The following is a 20704-nucleotide window of genomic DNA, read 5'->3' as shown; positions in this document are numbered from 1 at the left end:
AACGGCCTGCGGACCGCCGATCCTGGTGGAGGGCGAGGAGAGGGAAGGGCGTGGTGGTTCAGGAGGCCGAGCGGGATTCGGCGAGTCTCTGTACGCGGCGGTGGCCCCAGTCGGAGAGGTGGTCGAGGAGTTCGGCCAGTTCCTTGCCGTCCGGCGTCAGTGAGTACGTCGTCTTCAGCGGCAGTACGTCGTGCACCTCCCGGTGCACCAGGCCGTCGGTCTCCATGTCGCGGAGCGCCTGAGTCAGCACCTTCTCGCTGAGGCCCGGCAGTTGGCGGCGCAGTTCGCCCGGGCGGCGAGGGCCGGATGCCAGCAGCCAGATCAGGCCCGTCTTCCATTTTCCGTCGACCACGGCGATCGCCGCGGTCACCCCGCAGACGTCCGGGTCCTGTGCGCGACTGCGCGTCATCATCGCCCCATTCGTTGAGAAAAGTACCTATTGATTCAGGGAGTTGAGTCATGTCTCTGTCGCTTGGACAGCATGAACACCAGGAACAGTCTGCCGTCACCGTCATCGGTCTCGGACCCATGGGTCGGGCCCTCGCGGGCGCGTTCCTCGATGCCGGGGTGCGGACCACCGTCTGGAACCGGACTCCGGGGCGGGACCGGGAGCTGGTCGAGCGGGGTGCGGTCAGCGCGTCGTCGGCCGAGGAGGCCGTCGCCGCGAGCGCGTTGACCGTCGTCTGCGTGGTGAACTACGACGCCGTGGACGCGATCCTGCGGCGCGACGCCGTCGCCGGCGCGCTCAAGGGCCGTACGGTGGTCAATCTGACGGCCGACACACCTGGCCGGGCTCGGGATGCCGCCGCGTGGGCGGCCGAGCACGGTGTCCGGTACCTGGACGGGGCCATCATGACGCCGACCGTGACCATCGGGACTCCGGACGCCGTCCTCATCTACAGCGGGCCCGAGGAGCTCTACCGCGAACACCGGTCCGTGCTCGATGTGTTGGGCGGAACTCAGACGCATCTTGGCGAGACGGTCTGCCGTGCGGCCGCCTACGACATCGCGCTGCTCGACATCTTCTGGACCGCCATGTCCGGCTTCCACCACGCCCTGGCCGTCGCGCGGGCCGAAGGCATCACCGCGCGGGAGCTGGCACCGTTCGCCGCGGGCATCGGCGCCATCCTTCCGGCCATCTTCACGGAGGTCGCGGAGGAGGTGGACGCGGGGACGTTCTCCGACGAGGGCAGCCCGCTCACCTCCACGGCGTCCACCATGGCCCACGTCATCCACACCTCCGAGGCCCACGGCATCGACGCCGGCGTCATGCGCGCCGCCGAAGGCCTCGCCCGGCAGGCCATCGGGCTCGGCCATGGAGCGGAGGGGTACCACCGGGTCGTCGAGCTGCTGGGGCGCCGCAGGTGAGCCCGCACCCGTAGGGGTGGTGCAGGGCCGGTGAGCTCGCACCCGTGGAGGGCGCGACTGCGGTGGTGCCGTCGTTCCGTTCATACGAATGACAAGCGGCCTTCACACGCGTACGGAATTCCCTTACGCACGGGGCCCGGTGGCATGCTTATGAGTATTGGAGTAGCACTCAACGCGCGCGACGCCGAGAACGAGATCGACGCCACCGTAGCGCTCGCCCGCGAGGCGGCGGCCGCCGGGCTGCGGTCGGCGTGGTTCGGGCAGCGGTTCGGCGTGGACTCGCCCGCGCTCGCCGGGATCGTCGGGCGGGAGGTGCCCGGGCTCCAGGTGGGGACCTCCGCCATCCCCATCTTCGGCCGCCACCCCCTCCTCCTGTCCAGCCAGGCCCAGACCGCGCAGGCCGCCACCCACGGCCGCTACCACCTCGGGCTCGCCCTCGGCGCCCAGCACCTCGTCGAGGGCGGCTTCGGGAACCCCTTCGAGCGGCCCATCGCCCGGCTGCGTGAATTCCTCACCGCCCTGCGGCAGTTGACCGAGACCGGCGCCGCCGACTTCCACGGCGAGCTGCTCACCGCGACCACCCCGATCCCCGCGCGCGTCCCGGGCGCCGAGGCCGGAGTGCCGCTGCTCGTCGCCGCGATGGGGCCCCAGGCGCTCCGGGTCAGCGGCGAGCTGGCCGACGGGATCCTGCCCTACCTCGCCGGGCCCCGCGCCCTGGCCGAACACATCGTCCCGGCCGTCACCGCGGCGGCCGAGGCAGCCGGGCGGCCCGCGCCGCGGATCGTCGCGCTGGTGAACGGCGTCGTGACCGACGACGTCGACTCCGTACGGGAACGGGTCGCCGAGCAGCTCGCGTTCTACGAGAAGATCCCGTCCTACATCCGCGCCATCGAGCTCTCCGGCGGCAGGCAGGCCGTCGACGTGGCGGTGATCGGCGACGAGAAGACGGTCGCCGCGGAGGTCCGGCGCTACCGGGACGCGGGAGCCACCGAGGTGGTCTTCGCCGGGACGGAGGTCGCCGGGGAGGCGGATCGGCGCCGTACCTGGGCGTTGCTCGGGGAGTTGGCCGGGGAGCCGGCCGGCTGAGGCGTCACCTGTCACGGGCCGGCGGCCCTGCCGCTGCCGCGTACCGGGTCGCCAACTGAGCGAAAGCCGAGCGGAGTTCAGGTGGGCCGATCACCTCGATGTCGGCGTCGAACCTGCCGATCGCGGTGGCCAGGCCGGGCCATGACCAGGAGCCGAGGACGAGGCGGCAGCGGTCCGGGCCGAGTTCCTCGACGATCCCCTCACGGGTGTGGCGGACGACCTCGGCGGCGGGGAGGGCGAGGATCACCTCGCCTCGGCAGGGCCATCCGCCGATGCCGTCCTCGGTGGCGGCGGCCGAGCCGCGGAACCGGGCGGTGATGAAGGCCGCCACGCTCCCGCCGGGCAGCTCACGCGGTGTGAAGCGCGGGCCGGTGGGCGTGCGCGGGACGATCCGGTCGGCGCGGAACGTCCGCCAGTCGGCGCGTTCGAGGTCCCAGGCCACGAGGTACCAGCGCCGGCCCCAGGTGACGAGGTGGTGCGGCTCCACGCGGCGAGGCGGAGGCAGAGGGGGCGACGCCGGACCCGGCAGAGGCTCAGTCGCCGGACCCGGGCTCGGCAGAGGCCCGGTCGCCGAACCCGGACCCGGCAGAGGCCCAGTCGCCGGGCTCGGCCCCGACACCGGGCTGTAGTCGAAGCGCAGCACCTCCCGCGCGTGCACCGCCGCCCCCAGCGCCATCAGCACACCGCCGTCCACCTGCGGTTCCGGGCGGCCCGTCGGGCGGTCCACGGCGGTGACCTGGAGGGTGTCGACGCGGTGGCGGAGCCGGGCGGGCAGGACCTGGCGGACCGTGTTCAGCGCGCGGGCCGCCGCCTCCTCGATGCCCGCGCCGGAGGCGGTCGCGATCTGGAGGGCCACCGCCAGGGCCACGGCCTGCTCGTCGTCGAAAAGGAGCGGCGGCAGCTCCGTACCCGCGTCGAGGCGGTAGCCGCCGTCCGGGCCCTTCATCGCCGCGACCGGGTAGCCGAGCTCCCGGAGCCGGTCCACATCGCGGCGTACGGTACGCGGAGTGACGTCCAGCCGCTCGGCCAGCAGCGCTCCCGGCCAGTCCCGGCGCGTCTGGAGCAGGGAGAGCAGCGACAGCAGCCGCGCTGAAGTTTTCTGCATGGGATCCATGATGCCCGGAGTAGCGGACACCAACTGTCCTCTTCTCCTGGGATGGTGAATCCGTGCCCGAGAACGGGATCACGCGCACGAAGCGATACGAAGCGACACGAAGCGAAAGGCCGATGACCATGACCTCCTCCCCCGCACTCGACGGCGAGCGCGCCGACCTCATCGCCGAGCTGGCCGAGGCGCGCGGCGCTCTGATCCGTACCGTGGTCGGGCTCAGCGACGAGCAGATCGCCGAGCGGCCGACCGTCAGCGCACTCTGCCTCGGCGGGCTGGTCAAGCACGTCACCTCGACCGAGGAGGGCTGGCTGAACTTCGTGGTCGACGGCCCCTCCGCCATGTCCTTCGACCTGCCCGAGGGCGTGACCTGGGAGGACTTCGCCGCCGGGACCGCCCACACCTATCCGCAGTGGGCCATCGACCGTCGACACGACTTCCAGGTGCTGCCCGGTGAGACGCTGGCCGGCATTCTCGCCCGGTACGAGGAGGTCGCCGCCCGCACCGAGAAGCTCGTCGTCGGCCTCCCCGACCTCTCCGTCACGCACCCGCTGCCCGACGTGCCGTGGAACGAACCCGGAGCCGTACGCAGCGCCCGCCGCGTCCTGATCCACGTCATCGCCGAAACGGCCCAGCACGCCGGGCACGCGGACATCCTGCGTGAGGCGATCGACGGGCACACGGCGACGTGACCCGTACGCAGGCACCGGTGCTCGGCACCCGTGCGCTCAACCGGGCAACGCTCGCACGGCAGTTGCTGCTCGACCGGTCCGACCTGCCGGCCCGCGACGCCGTCGCGCACCTCTGCGGGTTGCAGGCACAGGAGCCGCAGGAGCCGTTCACCGGGCTCTGGTCGCGGCTGCGTACGTTCCAACCGGGCGAGCTTTCAGAGCTGTTGATGGATCGCCATGTCGTACGCACCCACCTCATGCGCCGCACCGTCCACCTCGTCACCGCCGAGGACGTGCTCGCCTGGCGGGCCCGCCACGACGCCATGCTGCGGCAGCGCGTGCTCGGCGTCTACCGCCGCGAGCTCGCCGGGGTCGACCTCGGCGAACTCGCGGCGGCCGGACGGGCGGTGCTGGCCGACGGCGAACCGCGCTCCATGGCCGAGCTGGCCCGCGCGGTCGCCGACCGGTGGCCGGAGCCGGGCACGCGGCCGCTCGGCGAGATGCTCGTCGCCGGCGTCCTGCCGATGGTGCAGCTGCCGCCGCGCGGGGTGTGGCGGACGAAGGCGGGCGTGCGCAACGCGCTGGTCTCGTCCTGGCTGGGGCGCGAGGTCGATCCGCTGCCCGCGGAGGACGACGGTTCGGACCCGGTGGGACAGGAGCTCGTACGGCGTTACCTCGCCGCGTACGGGCCCGCCGCCACCGCCGACGTACGCGCCTGGTCCGGTCTCGCCGGGCTGCCGCGCGCGGTGGCCGCCCTCCGCCCGGAGCTGGTCACCTTCCGCGACGAGCGCGGCCGAGAGCTGCTGGACCTCCCCGACGCGCCGCGTCCGGACCCCGAAACCCCGGCGCCCGTAAGGTTCTTGCCGGCCTTCGACAACGCGATCCTCGGCTACGACGACCGCACCCGGATCATCGACGACGCCGACCGGGGCCTGTCGGTCGCCGGTGCCCGGGTCGTCCTGGTCGACGGCCGGGTCGCGGCGACCTGGGACGTGGAGGCGGGGGACGGCACGGTGACCGTCGCACCGCTGCGGCCGCTCTCCCGGAGTGAGCGGTCGGAAGTCGGCGAGGAGGGGCGGGAGTTGGCGGGCTTCCTTTCCGACGGGGAGAGCCACCGGGTACGGGTCGCCGCATCGCCGTAAGGGGACCGGAGGAGGCGCGAGCGAAGCGGCCCGGCCCTCAGTCGCGCCGTGCGGTCGCCTCGGCGGCCCCCGGGTGCGCCGGTTCGAGAAGCCGGCCGAGCAGGACCCGCAGCTCGTCCTCGCCGCCGGGGCCGAGCAGCTCCGCGACCTCCCCCGCCAGCAGACTCACGGCCTCCGCGACCCTCTTCAGCTGGGTGTGCCCGAGCTCAGTGAGCTCCAGGGCGTACCGGCGCCGGTCGTGCGGGTCGCGCCCCCGGTGGACCATCCCGCCCGCGACGAGCTCGTCCACCAGTTGGGAGGCGGCGGGGCCGGAGATGGCCAGTTCCTGGGCGAGGCGCTGCTGGGGGCAGGGGCCGGAGGCGGCGAGGAGGGAGAGCGGCCCGTAGTGGCGGATCCGCAGGCCGGTTCCGGCCAGCTTCTCGTCGCCCAGTCTGCGCAGCCGGTGGTGGGCCTGCGCCACCAGGTGTTCGGTGCCCCGCACGAGGTCCTGGGCGCCCGGAGGGAGCAGCCGTGCGAGCAGGGTGTTGAGGCGGGGAACCTGCTCGGGGGTGAGGGCCGCGGTGAGCCGCGCGTCCCGCTCGGCGACCGCGTGGCGGCCGGCCTCCACGGCGGAACGGCCCTCGTCGGTCAGGGAGAGGATGTACTGGCGGCGGTTGTCCGGATTGCGGGTGCGGAGCACCTGGCCGCGCGCCTCCAGGCGGTCGACCACACCGACCATCAGGGTCCGGTTGATGCCGAGGCGTTCGGCCAGGTCCAGCTGGGAGGCCCAGTCGCCCGCCGTGAGGGCGTCGAGGACGAGGAAGTCCCGGGGGCCGTCCTCCGGGCCGTCCGAGCAGGCGGCGAACCGGGCGAACACCCGGCGCAGGAGATAGCCGACGAACCCGGTGAGCGCTTCCGGCAGCGCGCCGGGGACCTCAGCCGTCTCCTCGGCCCCGGCCCCCGTCACGGTCTCCGTGGCGTGGCCCCGCGTCCCGCCGGGTTCGGCTCGCACGATCGTCATCTCCCCTTCGGAACCGGGAGGCCGATTGTACGGCGGGCAGGCCCGGCGGGCCGGTCGGCCAGTGCCGCGAGCTCCGCGTCGGCACGCTCGGTGACCAGCGCGAGGACGCGGCCGGCGGCGGCCAGGTCCGCGGCCGGGATACCGCCCCAGATGCGGGCGGAGATGGGGGCGGCCTCCGCGGCGACGGCCGCGAAGAGCTCGCGCCCCGCGTCCGTGGGGCGCAGGTGCGCACCGTCGGCGACGAGCAGCCGCTTGGCCCGGAGCTCGTCGAGTACGGCACGGAGGCCGGCCGGATCCGCCTTGAGGGACTCCTGGACCTGGGCGACGAGATCGTCCGGCGTCTGCGGGGCGTCGGAGGTGATGGCGGCGCGCAGGACGATCTGCTGCGGGAACGTGGCACCGTGCCGGGCCAGGACGTTCTCCAGAACGCCGCGGGCGGCGTAATGGGCCAGGCCGAGGTCACGGGCGATGGCCGCGGGTGCGGGTGCGGTGGTGGATGCGGTGGTGGTCATGGTTGTCTCCCTCTCCCAGCACGCGTCCGGCCGTCGGCGCGCGACCGGCTCAGAAGAAAGCTATCGTCAACTTGCTTAACCATCAAGAAGGTAACCATCAATACCCCAAGCAGCCACCGGCACCGGGCGCCGTGCTCTGCGACCTCGACAACGTGATCCGCTTCTACGACACCGAGCCCCTCGCCGCACTGGAGCGCGCGGCCGGACTGCCGGTCGGCACGACGATGGAGATCGCCTACGCCCCCGAGACCGACCTCCCCCTCCTCCTCGGCCGGATCACTCCCGACGCCTGGACCGAGGCCGTCGCCACCGGACTCGCCGAGCGGCTGAACGGCGACACGGAGTCGGCCCGCACGCTCGGACGCACGCTCGCCGCAGCGCCGTTCCGTGCCGATCCGGAGGTGGTGGCGCTGCTGCGCCGGGCGCGCACCCACGTCCCGCTGGTGCTCGTCACCAACGCGACCCTCCAACTGGACGACGACCTGGCCCTGTTGGGCCTGACGGACCTGGCCGACGCGGTGGTGAGCAGCGCGGTGGAGCAGGTGGCCAAGCCGGACCCGGCCATCTACCGCATCGCCGCCGAACGGGCCGGCGTACCGGCTCAGCGGTGTCTGTTCGTGGACGACCGCCAGGAGAACATCGACGTGGCCACGGCGCTCGGCATGACGGGTGCGCTGTACCGCGAGCCCTCGGACCTGCGGCGGGCCTTGGGACCGTACGCGTACGGCCCCGGCGAGAGGCAGCAGTCGTCCCTTTCCGGATGATCCATCACAGATCTAACCGCTACGCTGGCTGCCATGACCGCCATGGCAGCCGCCCGCACCGCACCCGACCTCTCCTTCCTCCTGGACCACACCGGCCACGTCCTGCGCACCCGGATGTCGGCCGCGCTCGGCGAGATCGGCCTGACCGCCCGGATGCACTGCGTGCTGGTCCACGCCCTGGAGGAGGAGCGCACGCAGATCCAGCTCGCCGAGATCGGCGACATGGACAAGACCACGATGGTGGTGACCGTCGACGCCCTGGAGAGCGCCGGGCTCGCCGAGCGCCGCCCGTCCAGCCGGGACCGGCGGGCGCGGATCATCTCGGTCACCGAGAAGGGCGCGGCGCTCGCCGGGCGGAGCCAGGAGATCGTCGACCGGGTCCACGAGGAGGCGCTGGGGTCCCTGCCCGCGCGCGACCGCGCCGTCCTGCTCCGAGCCCTGAACGCCCTGGCCGGAGGCCATCTGGCGACACCTGCGGAGAGCCCCGGACCGGTCCGCCGCGCACGCCAGCCCAAGAAGTAGCGACGGAGAGGAGCCGCGACCACACCCGAACAGAGAGACCCGAAGAGAGACCCGAAGAGAGACCCAAGGAGATAGTCCACAACAAAACCATTTGCTACGGTCACTTCTGTCGCGTCGACCGACAGGAGAGGACCCATGTCCACCACCGCGCCACGCAACCGGCCCGCCCCTGAGGCGTTCGCCCCTCCGGCCCCTCAACTCAGCTCCCGTGCACGGCAGTCGGCGCTTGCGGTGATCGCCACGAGCATGCTGATGATCGTGCTCGACGGGTCGATCGCGACCGTCGCGATGCCGGCGGTCCAGGACGACCTCGGCTTCACACCCGCCGGGCTCAGCTGGGTGGTCAACGCCTACCTCATCGCCTTCGGCAGCCTGCTCCTGCTCGCCGGCCGGCTCGGCGACCTGATCGGCCGCAAGCCGGTGTTCCTGTCCGGCATCGCGCTGTTCACCGCCGCCTCGCTGGCGGCCGGAGCGGCCGGCTCACCCGCCGTACTGATCGCCGCCCGGTTCGCCCAGGGCGTCGGCAGCGCGATGAGCGCAGCGGTGGCCCTCGGCATCCTGGTCACCCTGTTCACCGAGCCGGCCGAACGCGCCCGTGCCATCGCCGTGTTCTCCTTCACCGGCGCCGCCGGGGCCTCGATCGGGCAGGTGCTCGGCGGCGTCCTCACCGACGTCCTGAACTGGCACTGGATCTTCCTCATCAACCTGCCGATCGGCCTCGCCGTCCTGCTGGTCGCCGTACGCGTCCTGCCCGCCGACCGGGGCCGGGGACTCGCCGGCGGCGCGGACGTGGCGGGCGCGCTGCTGGTCACCGGCGGTCTGATGCTCGGGATCTACACGGTCGTCGAGGTGGAGACGTACGGCTGGTCCTCGGCCCGCACGCTGGGCCTCGGCGCGCTCGCGCTCGCCCTCCTCGCCGGGTTCGTCCTCCGTCAGACCACCGCCCGGACCCCGCTGATGCCGCTGCGGATCCTGCGCTCGCGCAACGTCTCCGGGGCGAACGTGGTCCAGATGCTGATGGTGGCCGCGCTGCTCTCGTTCCAGGTCGTGGTCGCCCTCCACCTGCAGAAGGTCCTCGGTTACGGGGCCGCGGCGACCGGTCTGGCGATGCTTCCGGCCGCCGTCGCCATCGGGGCCGTATCGCTCGGCCTCTCGGCCCGGCTGTCCGCCCGTTTCGGTGAGCGGGCCGTGCTGCTCACCGGGATCGCCCTGCTGATCGCGGCCCTCGGCCTGCTCGCCCGGGTGCCGGTGCGGGCGGATTACGTGACCGATCTGCTCCCGGTGATGCTGCTGGCCTCCGGGTTCGGGCTCGCGCTCCCGGCGCTCACCTCGCTCGGCATGTCGGGCGCGGGCGCGGACGACGCCGGGCTGGCCTCCGGGCTCTTCAACACCACCCAGCAGATCGGCATGGCGCTCGGCGTCGCCGTCCTCTCCACCCTGGCCGCCGGGCGGACCGAGGCGCTCACCGCCGCCGGCCACCCCTCCGCCGAGGCGCTGACCGGCGGCTACCGGCTGGCGTTCACCGTCGGCGCGGCGCTCCTCGCGACGGCCTTCGCAGTGGCGTTCCTGACGCTGCGCCGGAAGACCGGCCACCGCGGCCCGGCCCCGGCCACCACCCCGTGACCTGAGGGGCCCCTACCCCGCGACATGAGGGCGTGTCCGGCGGATCAGGGCCGGACACGCCCTCGGGCGCCCCTCCAGCCCGTAGCTACGAGCCCTCCAGCCCTCTCCGCAGCTGCACGAACGCCTCCTCCGCCGCCCGCACCGCGCCCGAGTGGACCGCGTCCGCGCTCTCGCCCGTGTCGACGCGGCGCCAGTTCTCCTCGGCCAGGATGCGCAGGACGGCGATGACCTGGCCGGCCGCGAGGCGGGCGGTGACTCCGCCGCCGAGGGCTCGGGCCAAGGCGGCCTCGGAGCGGCCCTGGTAGGCGTACAAGCGGGCGACCAGTGCGGGCGTTCCGTACAACAGGCGGTGAAAAGCCAGGACTTGAGGGACGTCGCAGAGGCCGGTCGCGGGGTCGTGGCGGTCCAGGGCGGCCAGGAAGTGGTGGCGCAGCGCGTCCAGCGGGCTCTCCTCGGAGGTCCGGGCGGCGGCCACCCGGGCCGCCTCGTCCTCGCGGCCGGCGAAGCGGTGGAGCGCGAGGTCCTCCTTGGCCGGGAAGTAGCGGAAGAGCGTCGGCTTGGAGATGTCCGCCGCGGCCGCCACCTCCGCCACCGAGACCTTGTCGAAGCCGCGCTCCAGGAACATCGCGATCGCCGCGTCGGAGATCGCCCGGTACGTCAGCTGCTTCTTCCGCTCGCGCAGACTGATCCGGGGCGGGGCCGCCGGCTCCTCGCGCTCCCGCGCCCCTTCTCCCACCGTCCCGGCGGCGCTTCCGTTTCCGTTTCCGCCGCCGCCGTTCTCTGCGCTCATGACCATGAAGCGTACGCCCTTGACCTCGGCCGGACTTGATGTCGCGGGCACGACAGCACGGACGCCTCCTAGGCCGTGCCCGTGCTCCGGATCAGTGTTTCGACACCGTCCAGCAGGGTCGCCAGGCCGAAGGTGAACTCGTAGTCGGGGTCGTCCGGTTCGCTCATCACGCCGGATCCCAGCAGCCGGTGGATCGCCGGGTGGCGCACCGGGTCGACCAGCCGCCGCAGGGTGCGCTCATGACCGGCGACCACCTCCTCCGGAGAGCTGCCGCGCGCGGTGACGGCGGCGGCGAGGTCGCTCATCAACAGGGCCTCGCTCCGTACGAAGTTGGAGATCAGCAGGATCACCGAGATCTTGTCGCCCTCGCCGAGCCCGCTGCCCTCCAGCGCCTGGAGCCCCTGCTCCCACCAGGCGAGCGAGTTCGGTGTGGCGGGCGGGCCGCCGATCGGGATGCGGAGGACCCAGAGGTTGGCGAGGAACTGCTCGCGCTGCCCGGTGGCCCACTCGGTGAGCGCCTCGCGCCAGCCCGCGCCGGCCTCCAGCGCGGCGAGCGGGGCCGGCGGGCCGATGGCGGCCTCCTGCATCAGGACGTAGAGCTCGTCCTTGGCGGAGACGTACCGGTACAGCGACATCGTGGAGGCCCCGACCTCCTGGGCGACCCGGCCCATCGACACCGCCGCGAGCCCCTCGGCCGCCGCCACGGAAACCGCCGCCGCCACGATCCGCTCCAGGCTCAGACCGGGCTTCGGCCCCTTCGCCGGGCGCTCCCGCAGCCCCCACGCGGCCTCGATGGAGGCCGGCAGGTCACCGCCGCCGGTGCCGCTCTTCTCCGCCACCGCATCCCCCTTGCCCGCGTCCCGCCACGCCTGTGCGCCTTGACCCCATCCTAGAGTTGCGTAATGCTTACGCAATAACGCGTATGTCATACGCAGAAGGGGGCCAGGCCACCATGACCAGCCCGAGCACCGAGAAGAACGGGTACGCCATCGAGGCGTACGGCCTCACCAAGTCCTACGGAAAACCCGCCGTCCGCGTCCTGGACGGTCTCGACCTCCGCGTCGGCCACGGCAGCGTCTTCGCGCTGCTCGGCCCGAACGGAGCGGGGAAGACCACCTCCGTACGGATCCTCGCCACGCTCACCACCGCCGACTCCGGCACCGCCCGCGTCGCCGGCCACGACGTGGTCGCCGAGCGGAGCGCGGTGCGCCGCGCGATCAGCCTCACCGGCCAGTTCGCCGCCGTGGACGAGACCCAGACCGGCGAGGAGAACCTGCGGATGATGGGCCGGCTCACCGGCCTGACCCGCTCCGCCGCCCGCCGCCGGGCCGGGGAGCTGCTGGAGCGTTTCGACCTCACCGCGGCGGCCCGGCGGCCCGTGCGCACGTACTCCGGCGGCATGCGCCGCCGGCTGGACCTGGCCGCCGGGCTCGTCGGCTCACCCGAGCCCGGCGTCTTCTTCCTGGACGAGCCGACCACCGGCCTCGACCCGCGCAGCCGCCAGGAGCTGTGGGAAGTGGTCCGGGGGCTGGCCGGGCGCGGGGCGAGCGTCCTGCTCACCACGCAGTACCTGGAGGAGGCCGACCGCCTCGCCGACCGGATCGCCCTGCTGACCAAGGGGCGTGTCGCCGCCGAAGGCACCGCCGCCGACCTCAAGGGCCGGGTCTCCGGCCACCGCCTCGACCTGGTCGTCACCAGCCACGCGGCCTACCTCCGGCTGGCCGGCCGGGCCGTCCACCACTCCCCCGAGACGCTGACCCTCGGCCTGCCCACCGACGGCAGCGCCGCCCACGTCCGCGCGCTGCTCGACGAGATCGACCCGGCCGGCACCGAGATCGACCGCTTCACCCTGCACAGCGCGTCCCTCGACGACGTCTTCCTGGCCCTCACCTCGGAGGTACCCGCCCATGTCTGACCCGGCAGCCGCACCCCGCCCGGGAGGAGCCGCACCCCGCCTGGGAGGAATCGCCCAGGCCGCCGTCATGGCCGGCCGCAGCCTGCGCATCAGCAGCCGCAACACCGACGCGCTGATCACCTCGCTGGCGCTGCCGATCATGCTGATGCTGATCTTCGTCTACTTCTTCGGCGGCGCGATCGAGACCGGCACGGCCTACGACTCGTACGTCATGTACGTCGTCCCCGGCGTCCTGCTCCTGTGCGCCGGGTTCGGCGCGGCGACCACCGCCACCGCCGTCAGCGAGGACATGAAGGGCGGCATCATCGACCGGTTCCGCTCACTGGACGTGAGCGCCACACCGGTGCTCGCCGGCCATGTCGCGGCGAGCACCGTCCGCAACCTCTGCGCCACCGTCCTGGTCTTCGGCGTCGCCCTGCTCATCGGCTTCCGCCCGGCGGCCTCCTGGAGCGGCTGGCTCCTCGCGGCCACCGTCCTGATCGCCTACATCGTGGCGCTGTCCTGGATCTCGGCGGCGATCGGGCTGCTGGCGAGGAGCCCCGAGGCGGCGAGCGGCTTCACGTTCTTCATGTCGTTCCTGCCCTACCCGAGCAGCGCGTTCGTCCGAATCGAGTCGATGCCGAGCTGGCTGCACGGCTTCGCCGAGAACCAGCCGATCACCCCGGCCATCGACTCCCTGCGCCTGCTCCTGCTGGATCAGCCGGCGGGCAACACGCCCTGGATCGCGCTCGCCTGGGCCGGCGGGATGCTCGCGGTGGCGATGGTCGCGTCGGGCGCGCTGTTCCGGATGAGGACGCGCTAGGAGGTGTCTGACAGACACCTCCTAGGAACAGCGGCCGGCGCGGCTCAGAAGCCGTCCGGGCACCAAGGGCGGCGTCCGGTACGGAAGACGGCGTCCGCCGTCACCGCCGCACCGGTCCGCAGCTCCTCGGCCCGGCCCAGGTCCACCAGCCGCCGTACCGACCCGTCGCCCAGATACAGTGCCGCCAACTCCCCGGCCCCCAGGGCCAGATCGGCGCTCCGCGTGGTCGGCGTGCAGCGCGCGCCGTCCGGTGAGACGTCCAGCAGATAGCGCCCCTCGGCCACGCCCCCGCCGTCCCGGACGTCCAGGACGAGCGACGCCTCCCGCTCGTAGGTACGGGCCTCCAGCGCGCGCTCCACGTCCAGCAGCCGCAGCCAGAGCCAGTCCGCGTGCGTGACCGTCCTGGCGGCGCGGGGGTCCGGGAGGAACTGCGGCAGAAGGTCGTCCGGGGCGCGGGAGCCGGAGCGGATCGTGGTGATCCAGTCGACCGAGCAGAGGAAGAGCCACAGCGCCCGCTCGGCGGCCGGGGTCAGCGCGATCAGGTCCCGTACGCTCGCGGTGTTCAGCGGCTGCTTGGCGTCGCCCCACTTGTCGTCGGTGTCGTAGACCATCAGGCCGTCGACCTCGCCGGACGCGTCGCGGCGGATGACGTAGAACGGTTCGGTCCACTTCTCGTGGGCCGGGATGACGGTCGTGCCGGTGTGCCGCTTCCACCAGCGCTCGCCGCGGCTGACGACGCCGGGCCGGAGAGCCGCCAGCCGGGTGTGCAGCTCGGGGCCGTACTTGCGGACGTCGGCGCCGTCCACCATCTCGATCCGGCCGCCGTCCTCCGGCTGCCCGGACCGGCGCGGGTCCAGGCCGGCGCGCGGGACGGAGACCTCCCACTCGGTGGTCCAGGTGGCGGGGCCGAAGCCGAACCGCCCGTAGATCGGGTACTCGGCGGCGATCAGCGTGGCGACCACCTCGCCGCGCTCCTTCGCCGCCGCCAGGTCGGTCGCCATCATCCGGCTCAGCAGCCCGCGCCGCCGGTGCGTCGGCGCCACCGTCACCCCGCTGACCGCGTCGGCCGGGACGGTGGCGCCGCCCACCACGGTCAGCTCCTGGGCGAACGAGCGGTACGTGGCCACGCACCGCCCGGCGTCGAACGCGCCCTGGAGCCGGGAGAGGTCGGTGTCGGCGAGCCGGTCGGCGACGTCCTCCTCGCTCGGTGAACCGGCGGTCAGAAAACCGTTCTGCACCGCCCGCAGCCAGTCGGGATAGTCGGACGCGGTGACCGTACGGACATCGAGGCTCATACCGCCACGCTAAGCAGATCCGCGTCGGAATGTCTCGCGAATTTCCGCGCGCGGAAGGGCCGGACGGCCGCCTCGCCCGCCCCTCGGAACACGGCGCGGAAACACCGTACGGCCACCTCACCCGCCCCCCCGGAACTCAGAACACCGGTCGGAACTCAGAACACCGCGCGGATCTCGCCGACCTCCGCCGCCCCGCCGAGCAGCGGCGAGCGCCCGATCCGCGCGACCACCGGAGCGTCCACGCCGAGCAGCTCCAGCGCGCGGGCCAGAACCGGGCCGAGCGCGCGCGTGGCACCGTCGTCGATCTTGAAGGCGAGGGCCCGCCCGTCGGCCAGCGCGACCGCCTGCACCGCCTCGGCGCCCATCTTGGAGAGCGTCCCCGGCACCTCGCTCATCAGCCAGGTGTCGGGCCGCCGGGTGCCGGCCACGTACTCCGGGTGGGCGCGCATGGCGTCCGCGACCCGGCGCTCGGCGCTGCCCGGCTCCGCCAGCACGAAGGACCGGAAGGCGCGGGCCAGGCCGGTCAGCCCGATCGCCATCAGCGGGGCCCCGCAGCCGTCGGTGCCGAGCGAGGCGACCGGCTCGCCCGCCGCCTCGGCCACGACCTGGCCCACGAGGAGCTGGAGCGGGTGCGCCGGGTCGAGGTAGCTCGCGGTGTCCCAGCCGTTGCGGACGCAGACGGCGAGCATGGCGGCGTGCTTGCCGGAGCAGTTCATGGTGATCCGCTCGCGGACGTTCCCGGCGGCGAGGTACGCCTCGGCGGCGACCGGGTCCAGCGGCAGGTCGGGCGGCGTCTGCAGGTCGTCGGCGGACAGCCCGTGCTCGGCGAGCATCTTCCGTACGAGCTCCAGGTGGAACGGCTCCCCCGAGTGGCTCGCGGCGGCCAGTGCCAGCCGCTCCCCCGACAGCTCAAGGCCCGCCCGGAGGATCGCGGCGGCCTGCATCGGCTTGTTGGAGGACCGGGGGAAGACCGGGGCGGCCGGGTCGCCGAGCGCGTACTCGACGCTGCCGTCGGCGGCGAGCAGGACCAGCGAACCGCGGTGGTGGCCCTCGGTGAACCCGGACCGTACGACCTCGGCCAGCACGGGCGGGGCGGGGGCTATCGCGGCGGGGGCGTCGGTCGACGTCATGGTGGCCTTCCGGAGACGGTCGGTCGGGTACGGGAACCCGCCGCCCGGAAGGTCGGCCGGACGGGCGGGGTGCGGGACCCGCCGTCCGGAAGGGTCGCTTCAGGCGAGCAGGTCGTCCACTTGGGCTTCCCCGTCACGGTACCTGCGGGCGATCTCCGCGCTGCAATCGTCGGTGGTGCGCTGGAGCTCGTGACGGCGCCGGGAGACCTGCTGCTCGTAGCGGACCAGGCGGCCCATCGCGTCGTGCAGCTCCTCGTCCGTCCGGGCGGCCAGGTCGGAGAGCTCCACCTCGGCCAGGGTCTCGGCGGCGAGCCGACGGAACTCGTCGCCGCGCGGCGTCGTCAGCGTGACGTGCCGGGCGGAGGTGCGGTGCCGGGACGGGGCGTCGGCCAGGATCTCCGAGAGCCGGTCCACCACCGGGGCCTCCGGCTCCGGCGCCTGCGGATCCCGCCGACGGGCCAGCTCGGCGCGGAGGATGTCGATCCGGCCCTGGACCAGCCGGCGTACGTAACTGAGGTCGGCCTCGTCCCGCTGCGCGTCCCGCCGCAGCGTCCGCAGCTCCGGCAGCCGCAGCCCGCCGAACCCGCCCTCGCCGCCACCCTGCTCCGGCACGGACGCGAGCCCGGGCAGCAGGGGCCGTACGGGTGGGTGCAGGGTGCTGGTGCGGGTATGTCCACCCGGTACGCCCGGTGCGGGCCCGGGAGATTGTCCGGCTCCATAGGTACTCATGCTGTTCCGTCCCCTCGACCGGTGCGTCGGCACACCGCCATCGTGCATCGTGCCACCCTGCAAGGTGCCCCTGCCCGCACTCTGTACCCGTTCAGCCCAAGATAGGTTGGTCTGTATGCGTGCAGTGGTACAGCGAGTGGACGGCGCGAGCGTCTCGGTGGCCGGGACGGCCGAGGACCCGTCCGCGACCGGTGTGGTCGGCGAGATCATCGGCGAAGGCCTGTGTGTACTGGTCGGAGTCACCCATGGGGACACCCCCGAGAAAGCGGCCCAGCTGGCCCGCAAGCTCTGGTCCGTCCGCATCCTGGAGGGCGAGAAGTCCTGTTCGGATGTGAATGCCCCCCTCCTGGTGATTTCGCAGTTCACCCTCTACGGGGACGCCCGCAAGGGCCGCCGCCCCACCTGGAACGCCGCGGCTCCGGGCGAGGTGGCCGAGCCGCTGGTGGACGAGGTGGTGGCGCAGCTGCGGGCGCTGGGCGCGGAGGTGGCGACGGGCCGGTTCGGAGCGGACATGCGGGTCTCGCTCACGAACCAGGGCCCGTTCACGGTGATCATCGAGGTGTGAGGCCTTACGGCACCCGGGGCTACGGCTCCGGGGATACGGCTCCGGGGATACGACGCGGGGACTACGGCTCGACGACCGTCTCCTGGGCCGCCGCCGTGTCCCCGGCGATCAGCTCGGCGTCCACCGCCACGTTCCGCTTGACCAGGGCCAGCGCGATCGGGCCCAGCTCGTGGTGGCGGGCCGAGGTGGTGATGAAGCCGAGCTGCCGGCCCTCCTCGCCGTCGGCGGCCAGCCGTACCGGCGTTCCGTGGCCGGGCAGGTGGACCTCGCTGCCGTCCAGGTGCAGGAAGACCAGCCGGCGCGGCGGCTTCCCCAGGTTGTGGACGCGGGCGACGGTCTCCTGGCCCCGGTAGCACCCCTTCTGGAGGTGGACGGCGGTGCCGATCCAGCCCAGCTCGTGCGGGATGGTGCGGTGGTCGGTCTCGAAGCCGACGCGCGGCCGGTGCGCCTCGACGCGCAGCGCCTCGTACGCCAGGATCCCGACGGCCGGGCCGTTGGCGGCGGCGTACGCCTCCAGCTCCGCACGCGGCAGGAACAGGTCCCGGCCCTGTGCGGTCTCCCGTACGGCAACGCCTTCCGGGACCTCCGCGATGGAACCGGCCGGCAGGTGCACGACGGCGGTGTCCGCGGTGCGGTCGGCGACCTCGACCCGGTAGAAGAACTTCATCGACTCCAGGTAGGCGATGAGATCGCCCTCGGTGCCGGGTTCGACGTGCATCCAGACCGTCGTCCCGTCGTCCACCAGGTACATCGCGTGCTCGATGTGCCCGTTGGCGGAGAGGATCAGGGCCTCGGTCGCCTGGTGCGGGGCGAGGTCGCTGACGTGCTGGGTGAGCAGCAGGTGCAGCCAGCTCAGCCGGTCGTCGCCGGTGACGGTGACGACACCGCGGTGGGAGAGGTCGACGAGGCCGTTGCCGTCGGCGAGGGCGCGTTGCTCGCGGAACAGGTCGCCGTAGTGCGCGGCGACTCCTTCGTCGCGGCCTTCGGCGGCGACGGCGCCGGGCAGGGACAGCAGGGGGCTCTTCATACCGCCCAGCCTACGACTTGGGCTCACCGGTGCCCGCGCCGTCCCTGGCGGCCGTACAGGCCTCGCACCGGCCGAAGATGGCGAAGTGCTTCATATCGGTCTCGAAGCCGAAGTCGGCGCGGAGCTTGTCGGTGAACTCGGTGACGACGGAGACGTCCGCCTCGATGACGTCCTCGCAGTCCCGGCAGACCAGGTGGATGTGGTGGTGCCGGTCGGCGAGGTGGTACGTCGGGGCGCCGTGCCCGAGGTGCGCGTGGCTGACCAGCCCGAGCTCCTCCAGGAGCTCCAGGGTCCGGTAGACGGTGGAGATGTTCACGCCGGAGGCGGTTTTGCGCACCTCGCAGAGGATGGAGTCCGGAGTCGCGTGCTCCAGGGCGTCCACGGCCTCCAGGACGAGCTGACGCTGCGGCGTCAGCCGGTAGCCACGCTGCCGAAGATCGGTCTTCCAGTCGGTGCTCACCACGGGCCCAGTCTAGGGCGTGTGGTCAAACCCCGGCCGGGTTCCGCACCGCTGCCAGATTCCATCGCGGTGCAGCGGGCTTCACCTCAGTGGCGAGGCGATTTCGGGAAGTGCTCTGACCCGCAGGCTGCAGTGAATGGTGAAGTCGGCCCAGGGCGACTTCACCAGTGAACGATTTACGTCTCGATTCGCCCGCACCTCCATCCACAATTCGAACAAATGCATCATATTGCTCTCGTGGGGATGAACGGCTGGTATGCCGTGGGCAATTGTCGTGCGCCGTGCCTACGTTGATCGACATGAAGGCGGACATGGGGCGCAGATACCGTGCGTACCTCACCGGGGAGCAGGAGTCGGTCCTGACCAGGTGGGGGCACACCGGGCGTGCTCTGTGGAACGTGGCCCTGGAACAGCGGGTGTATCTGTGGGAGCAGCGGGGGTATACGCTGCGGGCGGTCGAACAGTGCAAGCACCTCACCGCCGCCCGTGCCGAGTTGGAGTGGTTGGGGGATCTGCCCGCGCAGGCCGGGCAGCAGATCCTGCGCCGTCTTGACGCCGCGTACGACAATTTCTGGAACCCGGACCACCCGGCGAGGTTCCCGGCCCGGAAGAAACGCGGGCACCGCCTGTCCATTCCGTTCCCCGGGCAGGCGATCGAGGTCCGCAAGCTCAACCGCAAGTGGGCCGAGGTGCGTATCCCCAAGTTGGGATGGATCCGGTTCCGGTTGTCCCGTGCCGTCGGGGGGACGATCCGCAACGCCACCGTCTCGCGGGACGGCAACGGCTGGCACATCTCCTTCGGTGTCCACGCGGGGATCAGGCCCGCCGCCCCGAACGGTAAGCCCGGCTGCGGCGTGGACTTCGGCGTCTGCGCATCCGCTTACGTCTCCACCGAGTCCGCACCGCGCCTCATGCCGCCGTCGCTGACAGACAGCGAGAAGAAGCGGCTCAAACACCTGGAACAGAAGAAGGCCCGCCAGGTCACATACGCCAAGAAGCACAACGGAGGGAAGTACAGTCGCCGCCTGCACAGGACGATCGCGGGCATCGGCAAGCTCAGGACCAGGCAGGCCAACCGTCGCCGAGACTTCACGCACAGACTCACCACCGACCTCGCCAAAAACCACGGTGTGGTCGGTATCGAGGACCTGTGCGTGAAGAACATGACGGCCTCTGCCAAGGGCACCGTCGAGAAGCCGGGCAGGAACGTCAGGGCCAAGGCCGGACTCAACCGGTCGATCCTGGACAACACCCCCGGCGAACGACGACGCCAGCTCGTCTACAAGGCCCGCCTGTACGGCTCGGAACTGCGGGTCGTACCACCGTTCCACACGTCTCAGACCTGCGCCGCCTGCGGCCGGGTCGACCCCGAATCCCGCAAGGGATGCGGCCGGCTGTTCGCCTGTGTCCACTGCGGACACGAGGACGACGCCGACCACAACGCCTCGGTGGAGATCGAGGCCCGTGCCCGCCGGACCGGTGGCACGGTCACCAACAGCACGCGCAGCGTCCCCAGGACGCGAGTCCCGGCCAGCGACCGGGGGCGGATGCGTGAAGCCCCGAAGCCCGCACACGCGAGCTGAGGGGAATCGCCCTCAGCCATGGGGGGCGAGGATGGTCACTTGAAGAACGCGATGCCGTCGTCCGGCATGTCCGGGAGGTTGCGCGCCATCTCGGCGACCTCTTCCGGGGTGACGACCTTCTTCAGGTGCGCCGACATGTACGGCCGCAGCTCGACATCGGGCGTTGACTTCTCGCCGACCCACATGAGGTCGCTGTTCACGTACCCGTAGAGCCGCTTGCCACCGCTGTACGGGCCGGAGGCCGCGGTACGGGCGACCGCGTCGGTGACCAGGTCGATCTGCGGCTTCTGCTTCGCCAGCTCGCCGTACCAGATCTCGACGACGCCCTGGTCGCGGACCATGACGATCTCGACCTTGCGGTCCTTGTCGACGCGCCAGTAGCCGGACTCCGACTCCAGCGGCCGGACCTGGTTGCCCTCGCCGTCCAGGACCCAGGAGTGGGACACGTACTCCAGGAAGTCACGGCCGTCGTGGCTGAACGTGACCTCCTGCCCGAAGTTGCACTTCTCGGCCCCGGGGAAGTCGGAGACGCCCGCGCCCGCCCACTTGCCGATGAGGAAGGCCAGCGGGACGAGGTCCGGGTGGAGGTCGGACGGAATCTCGATCATGAGC

Annotated in this window: 23 protein-coding genes; 11 read left to right on the top strand and 12 right to left on the bottom strand. The window is 72.4% G+C overall.

The genetic code is table 11. The features are described 5' to 3' along the window. Window positions 1-58 precede the first annotated feature (58 nt). On the bottom strand, window positions 59-409 hold the full coding sequence (locus ACQP09_RS18985) for a winged helix-turn-helix transcriptional regulator (protein ID WP_432147651.1): 351 nt from the start codon (window positions 407-409) through the stop codon (window positions 59-61). 50 nt (window positions 410-459) lie between these two features. Here ACQP09_RS18985 and ACQP09_RS18980 point away from each other — a divergent pair, with 50 nt between their 5' ends. Further along, the gene (locus tag ACQP09_RS18980) at window positions 460-1368 is read left to right on the top strand and encodes an NAD(P)-dependent oxidoreductase (protein ID WP_433401240.1); all 909 of its coding nucleotides are present in this window, start codon (window positions 460-462) and stop codon (window positions 1366-1368) included. A 150-nt stretch (window positions 1369-1518) separates the two neighbouring features. Then, window positions 1519-2454 carry an LLM class F420-dependent oxidoreductase gene (locus ACQP09_RS18975; RefSeq protein WP_433401237.1) on the top strand — a complete coding sequence of 312 codons (936 nt, stop codon included), beginning with the start codon at window positions 1519-1521 and terminating at the stop codon, window positions 2452-2454. Between the two features lie 4 nt (window positions 2455-2458). On the opposite strand, the gene ACQP09_RS18970 is transcribed toward ACQP09_RS18975, so the two are convergent. Further along, complete coding sequence (locus ACQP09_RS18970; protein ID WP_433401234.1) at window positions 2459-3559, bottom strand: helix-turn-helix transcriptional regulator; 1101 nt, start codon at window positions 3557-3559, stop codon at window positions 2459-2461. A 122-nt stretch (window positions 3560-3681) separates the two neighbouring features. On the opposite strand from ACQP09_RS18970, the gene ACQP09_RS18965 reads away from it, so the two are divergent. Together ACQP09_RS18965 and ACQP09_RS18960 are read left to right on the top strand one after the other, a co-directional pair. Then, on the top strand, window positions 3682-4254 hold the full coding sequence (locus ACQP09_RS18965) for a DinB family protein (RefSeq protein ID WP_433401231.1): 573 nt from the start codon (window positions 3682-3684) through the stop codon (window positions 4252-4254). After that, window positions 4251-5375 (top strand): winged helix DNA-binding domain-containing protein, encoded by a 1125-nt coding sequence (locus tag ACQP09_RS18960; protein ID WP_433401228.1) that lies wholly within the window; start codon window positions 4251-4253, stop codon window positions 5373-5375. Before ACQP09_RS18965 ends, ACQP09_RS18960 begins: the two co-directional genes overlap by 4 nt. 37 nt (window positions 5376-5412) lie before the next feature. On the opposite strand, the gene ACQP09_RS18955 is transcribed toward ACQP09_RS18960, so the two are convergent. Both ACQP09_RS18955 and ACQP09_RS18950 read right to left on the bottom strand, forming a co-directional pair. Next, window positions 5413-6375 carry a MarR family winged helix-turn-helix transcriptional regulator gene (locus ACQP09_RS18955; RefSeq protein WP_433401225.1) on the bottom strand — a complete coding sequence of 321 codons (963 nt, stop codon included), beginning with the start codon at window positions 6373-6375 and terminating at the stop codon, window positions 5413-5415. Further along, window positions 6372-6887, bottom strand: a complete 516-nt coding sequence (locus ACQP09_RS18950; RefSeq protein WP_433401222.1) for a MarR family transcriptional regulator — start codon at window positions 6885-6887, stop codon at window positions 6372-6374. Before ACQP09_RS18950 ends, ACQP09_RS18955 begins: the two co-directional genes overlap by 4 nt. 71 nt (window positions 6888-6958) lie before the next feature. Between ACQP09_RS18950 and ACQP09_RS18945 the strand changes: the two genes are divergently transcribed. From ACQP09_RS18945 to ACQP09_RS18935, 3 genes are all read left to right on the top strand, one after another. Next, entirely contained in the window at window positions 6959-7651 is a 693-nt protein-coding gene (locus ACQP09_RS18945; RefSeq protein WP_433401219.1) for an HAD-IA family hydrolase, read from the top strand. A 33-nt stretch (window positions 7652-7684) separates the two neighbouring features. After that, window positions 7685-8173, top strand: a complete 489-nt coding sequence (locus ACQP09_RS18940) for a MarR family winged helix-turn-helix transcriptional regulator (protein ID WP_433401216.1) — start codon at window positions 7685-7687, stop codon at window positions 8171-8173. A gap of 135 nt (window positions 8174-8308) precedes the next feature. After that, window positions 8309-9796, top strand: coding sequence for an MFS transporter (locus ACQP09_RS18935; RefSeq protein ID WP_433401213.1), 1488 nt, complete (start codon window positions 8309-8311; stop codon window positions 9794-9796). An 85-nt stretch (window positions 9797-9881) separates the two neighbouring features. On the opposite strand, the gene ACQP09_RS18930 is transcribed toward ACQP09_RS18935, so the two are convergent. Then, on the bottom strand, window positions 9882-10592 hold the full coding sequence (locus ACQP09_RS18930; RefSeq protein WP_433406654.1) for a TetR family transcriptional regulator: 711 nt from the start codon (window positions 10590-10592) through the stop codon (window positions 9882-9884). Between the two features lie 62 nt (window positions 10593-10654). Beyond that, complete coding sequence (locus ACQP09_RS18925) at window positions 10655-11425, bottom strand: TetR/AcrR family transcriptional regulator C-terminal domain-containing protein (protein WP_433401210.1); 771 nt, start codon at window positions 11423-11425, stop codon at window positions 10655-10657. Window positions 11426-11538: 113 nt separating this feature from the next. Between ACQP09_RS18925 and ACQP09_RS18920 the strand changes: the two genes are divergently transcribed. Together ACQP09_RS18920 and ACQP09_RS18915 are read left to right on the top strand one after the other, a co-directional pair. Further along, a complete protein-coding gene (locus ACQP09_RS18920; protein ID WP_433401207.1) occupies window positions 11539-12501 on the top strand; it encodes an ATP-binding cassette domain-containing protein in 963 nt (320 codons plus the stop codon). Continuing rightward, window positions 12494-13303: an ABC transporter permease gene (locus ACQP09_RS18915; protein ID WP_433401204.1), complete on the top strand. Its 810-nt coding sequence runs from the start codon at window positions 12494-12496 to the stop codon at window positions 13301-13303. Before ACQP09_RS18920 ends, ACQP09_RS18915 begins: the two co-directional genes overlap by 8 nt. Window positions 13304-13347: 44 nt before the next feature. Here the strand turns inward: ACQP09_RS18915 and ACQP09_RS18910 are convergent, their stop codons facing one another. From ACQP09_RS18910 to ACQP09_RS18900, 3 genes are all read right to left on the bottom strand, one after another. Then, on the bottom strand, window positions 13348-14598 hold the full coding sequence (locus tag ACQP09_RS18910) for a GNAT family N-acetyltransferase (protein ID WP_433401201.1): 1251 nt from the start codon (window positions 14596-14598) through the stop codon (window positions 13348-13350). A gap of 155 nt (window positions 14599-14753) precedes the next feature. After that, window positions 14754-15728 carry an asparaginase gene (locus tag ACQP09_RS18905; RefSeq protein ID WP_432147587.1) on the bottom strand — a complete coding sequence of 325 codons (975 nt, stop codon included), beginning with the start codon at window positions 15726-15728 and terminating at the stop codon, window positions 14754-14756. A gap of 99 nt (window positions 15729-15827) precedes the next feature. Continuing rightward, window positions 15828-16340 carry an RsiG family protein gene (locus ACQP09_RS18900; RefSeq protein ID WP_433406653.1) on the bottom strand — a complete coding sequence of 171 codons (513 nt, stop codon included), beginning with the start codon at window positions 16338-16340 and terminating at the stop codon, window positions 15828-15830. Between the two features lie 232 nt (window positions 16341-16572). Between ACQP09_RS18900 and dtd the strand changes: the two genes are divergently transcribed. Continuing rightward, on the top strand, window positions 16573-17022 hold the full coding sequence (gene dtd, locus ACQP09_RS18895) for a D-aminoacyl-tRNA deacylase (protein WP_433401197.1): 450 nt from the start codon (window positions 16573-16575) through the stop codon (window positions 17020-17022). Window positions 17023-17083: 61 nt separating this feature from the next. Here dtd and ACQP09_RS18890 read toward each other — a convergent pair whose 3' ends face one another. Further along, window positions 17084-18049 carry a YgfZ/GcvT domain-containing protein gene (locus ACQP09_RS18890; protein WP_432147589.1) on the bottom strand — a complete coding sequence of 322 codons (966 nt, stop codon included), beginning with the start codon at window positions 18047-18049 and terminating at the stop codon, window positions 17084-17086. Between the two features lie 10 nt (window positions 18050-18059). Further along, window positions 18060-18512 carry a Fur family transcriptional regulator gene (locus ACQP09_RS18885; RefSeq protein WP_433401194.1) on the bottom strand — a complete coding sequence of 151 codons (453 nt, stop codon included), beginning with the start codon at window positions 18510-18512 and terminating at the stop codon, window positions 18060-18062. A 308-nt stretch (window positions 18513-18820) separates the two neighbouring features. Between ACQP09_RS18885 and ACQP09_RS18880 the strand changes: the two genes are divergently transcribed. Next, a complete protein-coding gene (locus tag ACQP09_RS18880) occupies window positions 18821-20092 on the top strand; it encodes an RNA-guided endonuclease InsQ/TnpB family protein (RefSeq protein WP_433401191.1) in 1272 nt (423 codons plus the stop codon). 35 nt (window positions 20093-20127) lie between these two features. Here ACQP09_RS18880 and ACQP09_RS18875 read toward each other — a convergent pair whose 3' ends face one another. Continuing rightward, complete coding sequence (locus ACQP09_RS18875; protein ID WP_433401188.1) at window positions 20128-20700, bottom strand: FABP family protein; 573 nt, start codon at window positions 20698-20700, stop codon at window positions 20128-20130. Window positions 20701-20704: the final 4 nt, after the last annotated feature.

This window comes from Streptomyces sp. CA-146814 (assembly GCF_050942385.1).
Lineage (GTDB): Bacteria > Actinomycetota > Actinomycetes > Streptomycetales > Streptomycetaceae > Streptomyces.
The sequence above is the reverse complement of the archived record's forward strand: the minus strand, read 5'-3'. Positions and strand labels throughout refer to the sequence as shown.

Coding starts and splice junctions, on each gene's coding strand:
- ACQP09_RS18915 (WP_433401204.1), top strand. CDS start 12,494: ATGTCTGACCCGGCAGCCGCACCCCGCCCGGGAGGAGCCGCACCCCGC.
- ACQP09_RS18910 (WP_433401201.1), bottom strand. CDS start 14,598: ATGAGCCTCGATGTCCGTACGGTCACCGCGTCCGACTATCCCGACTGG.
- ACQP09_RS18965 (WP_433401231.1), top strand. CDS start 3,682: ATGACCATGACCTCCTCCCCCGCACTCGACGGCGAGCGCGCCGACCTC.
- ACQP09_RS18880 (WP_433401191.1), top strand. CDS start 18,821: ATGGGGCGCAGATACCGTGCGTACCTCACCGGGGAGCAGGAGTCGGTC.
- ACQP09_RS18980 (WP_433401240.1), top strand. CDS start 460: ATGTCTCTGTCGCTTGGACAGCATGAACACCAGGAACAGTCTGCCGTC.
- ACQP09_RS18920 (WP_433401207.1), top strand. CDS start 11,539: ATGACCAGCCCGAGCACCGAGAAGAACGGGTACGCCATCGAGGCGTAC.
- ACQP09_RS18970 (WP_433401234.1), bottom strand. CDS start 3,559: ATGCAGAAAACTTCAGCGCGGCTGCTGTCGCTGCTCTCCCTGCTCCAG.
- ACQP09_RS18935 (WP_433401213.1), top strand. CDS start 8,309: ATGTCCACCACCGCGCCACGCAACCGGCCCGCCCCTGAGGCGTTCGCC.
- ACQP09_RS18905 (WP_432147587.1), bottom strand. CDS start 15,728: ATGACGTCGACCGACGCCCCCGCCGCGATAGCCCCCGCCCCGCCCGTG.
- ACQP09_RS18940 (WP_433401216.1), top strand. CDS start 7,685: ATGACCGCCATGGCAGCCGCCCGCACCGCACCCGACCTCTCCTTCCTC.
- dtd (WP_433401197.1), top strand. CDS start 16,573: ATGCGTGCAGTGGTACAGCGAGTGGACGGCGCGAGCGTCTCGGTGGCC.
- ACQP09_RS18930 (WP_433406654.1), bottom strand. CDS start 10,592: ATGGTCATGAGCGCAGAGAACGGCGGCGGCGGAAACGGAAACGGAAGC.
- ACQP09_RS18950 (WP_433401222.1), bottom strand. CDS start 6,887: ATGACCACCACCGCATCCACCACCGCACCCGCACCCGCGGCCATCGCC.
- ACQP09_RS18975 (WP_433401237.1), top strand. CDS start 1,519: ATGAGTATTGGAGTAGCACTCAACGCGCGCGACGCCGAGAACGAGATC.
- ACQP09_RS18890 (WP_432147589.1), bottom strand. CDS start 18,049: ATGAAGAGCCCCCTGCTGTCCCTGCCCGGCGCCGTCGCCGCCGAAGGC.
- ACQP09_RS18875 (WP_433401188.1), bottom strand. CDS start 20,700: ATGATCGAGATTCCGTCCGACCTCCACCCGGACCTCGTCCCGCTGGCC.
- ACQP09_RS18955 (WP_433401225.1), bottom strand. CDS start 6,375: ATGACGATCGTGCGAGCCGAACCCGGCGGGACGCGGGGCCACGCCACG.
- ACQP09_RS18985 (WP_432147651.1), bottom strand. CDS start 409: ATGACGCGCAGTCGCGCACAGGACCCGGACGTCTGCGGGGTGACCGCG.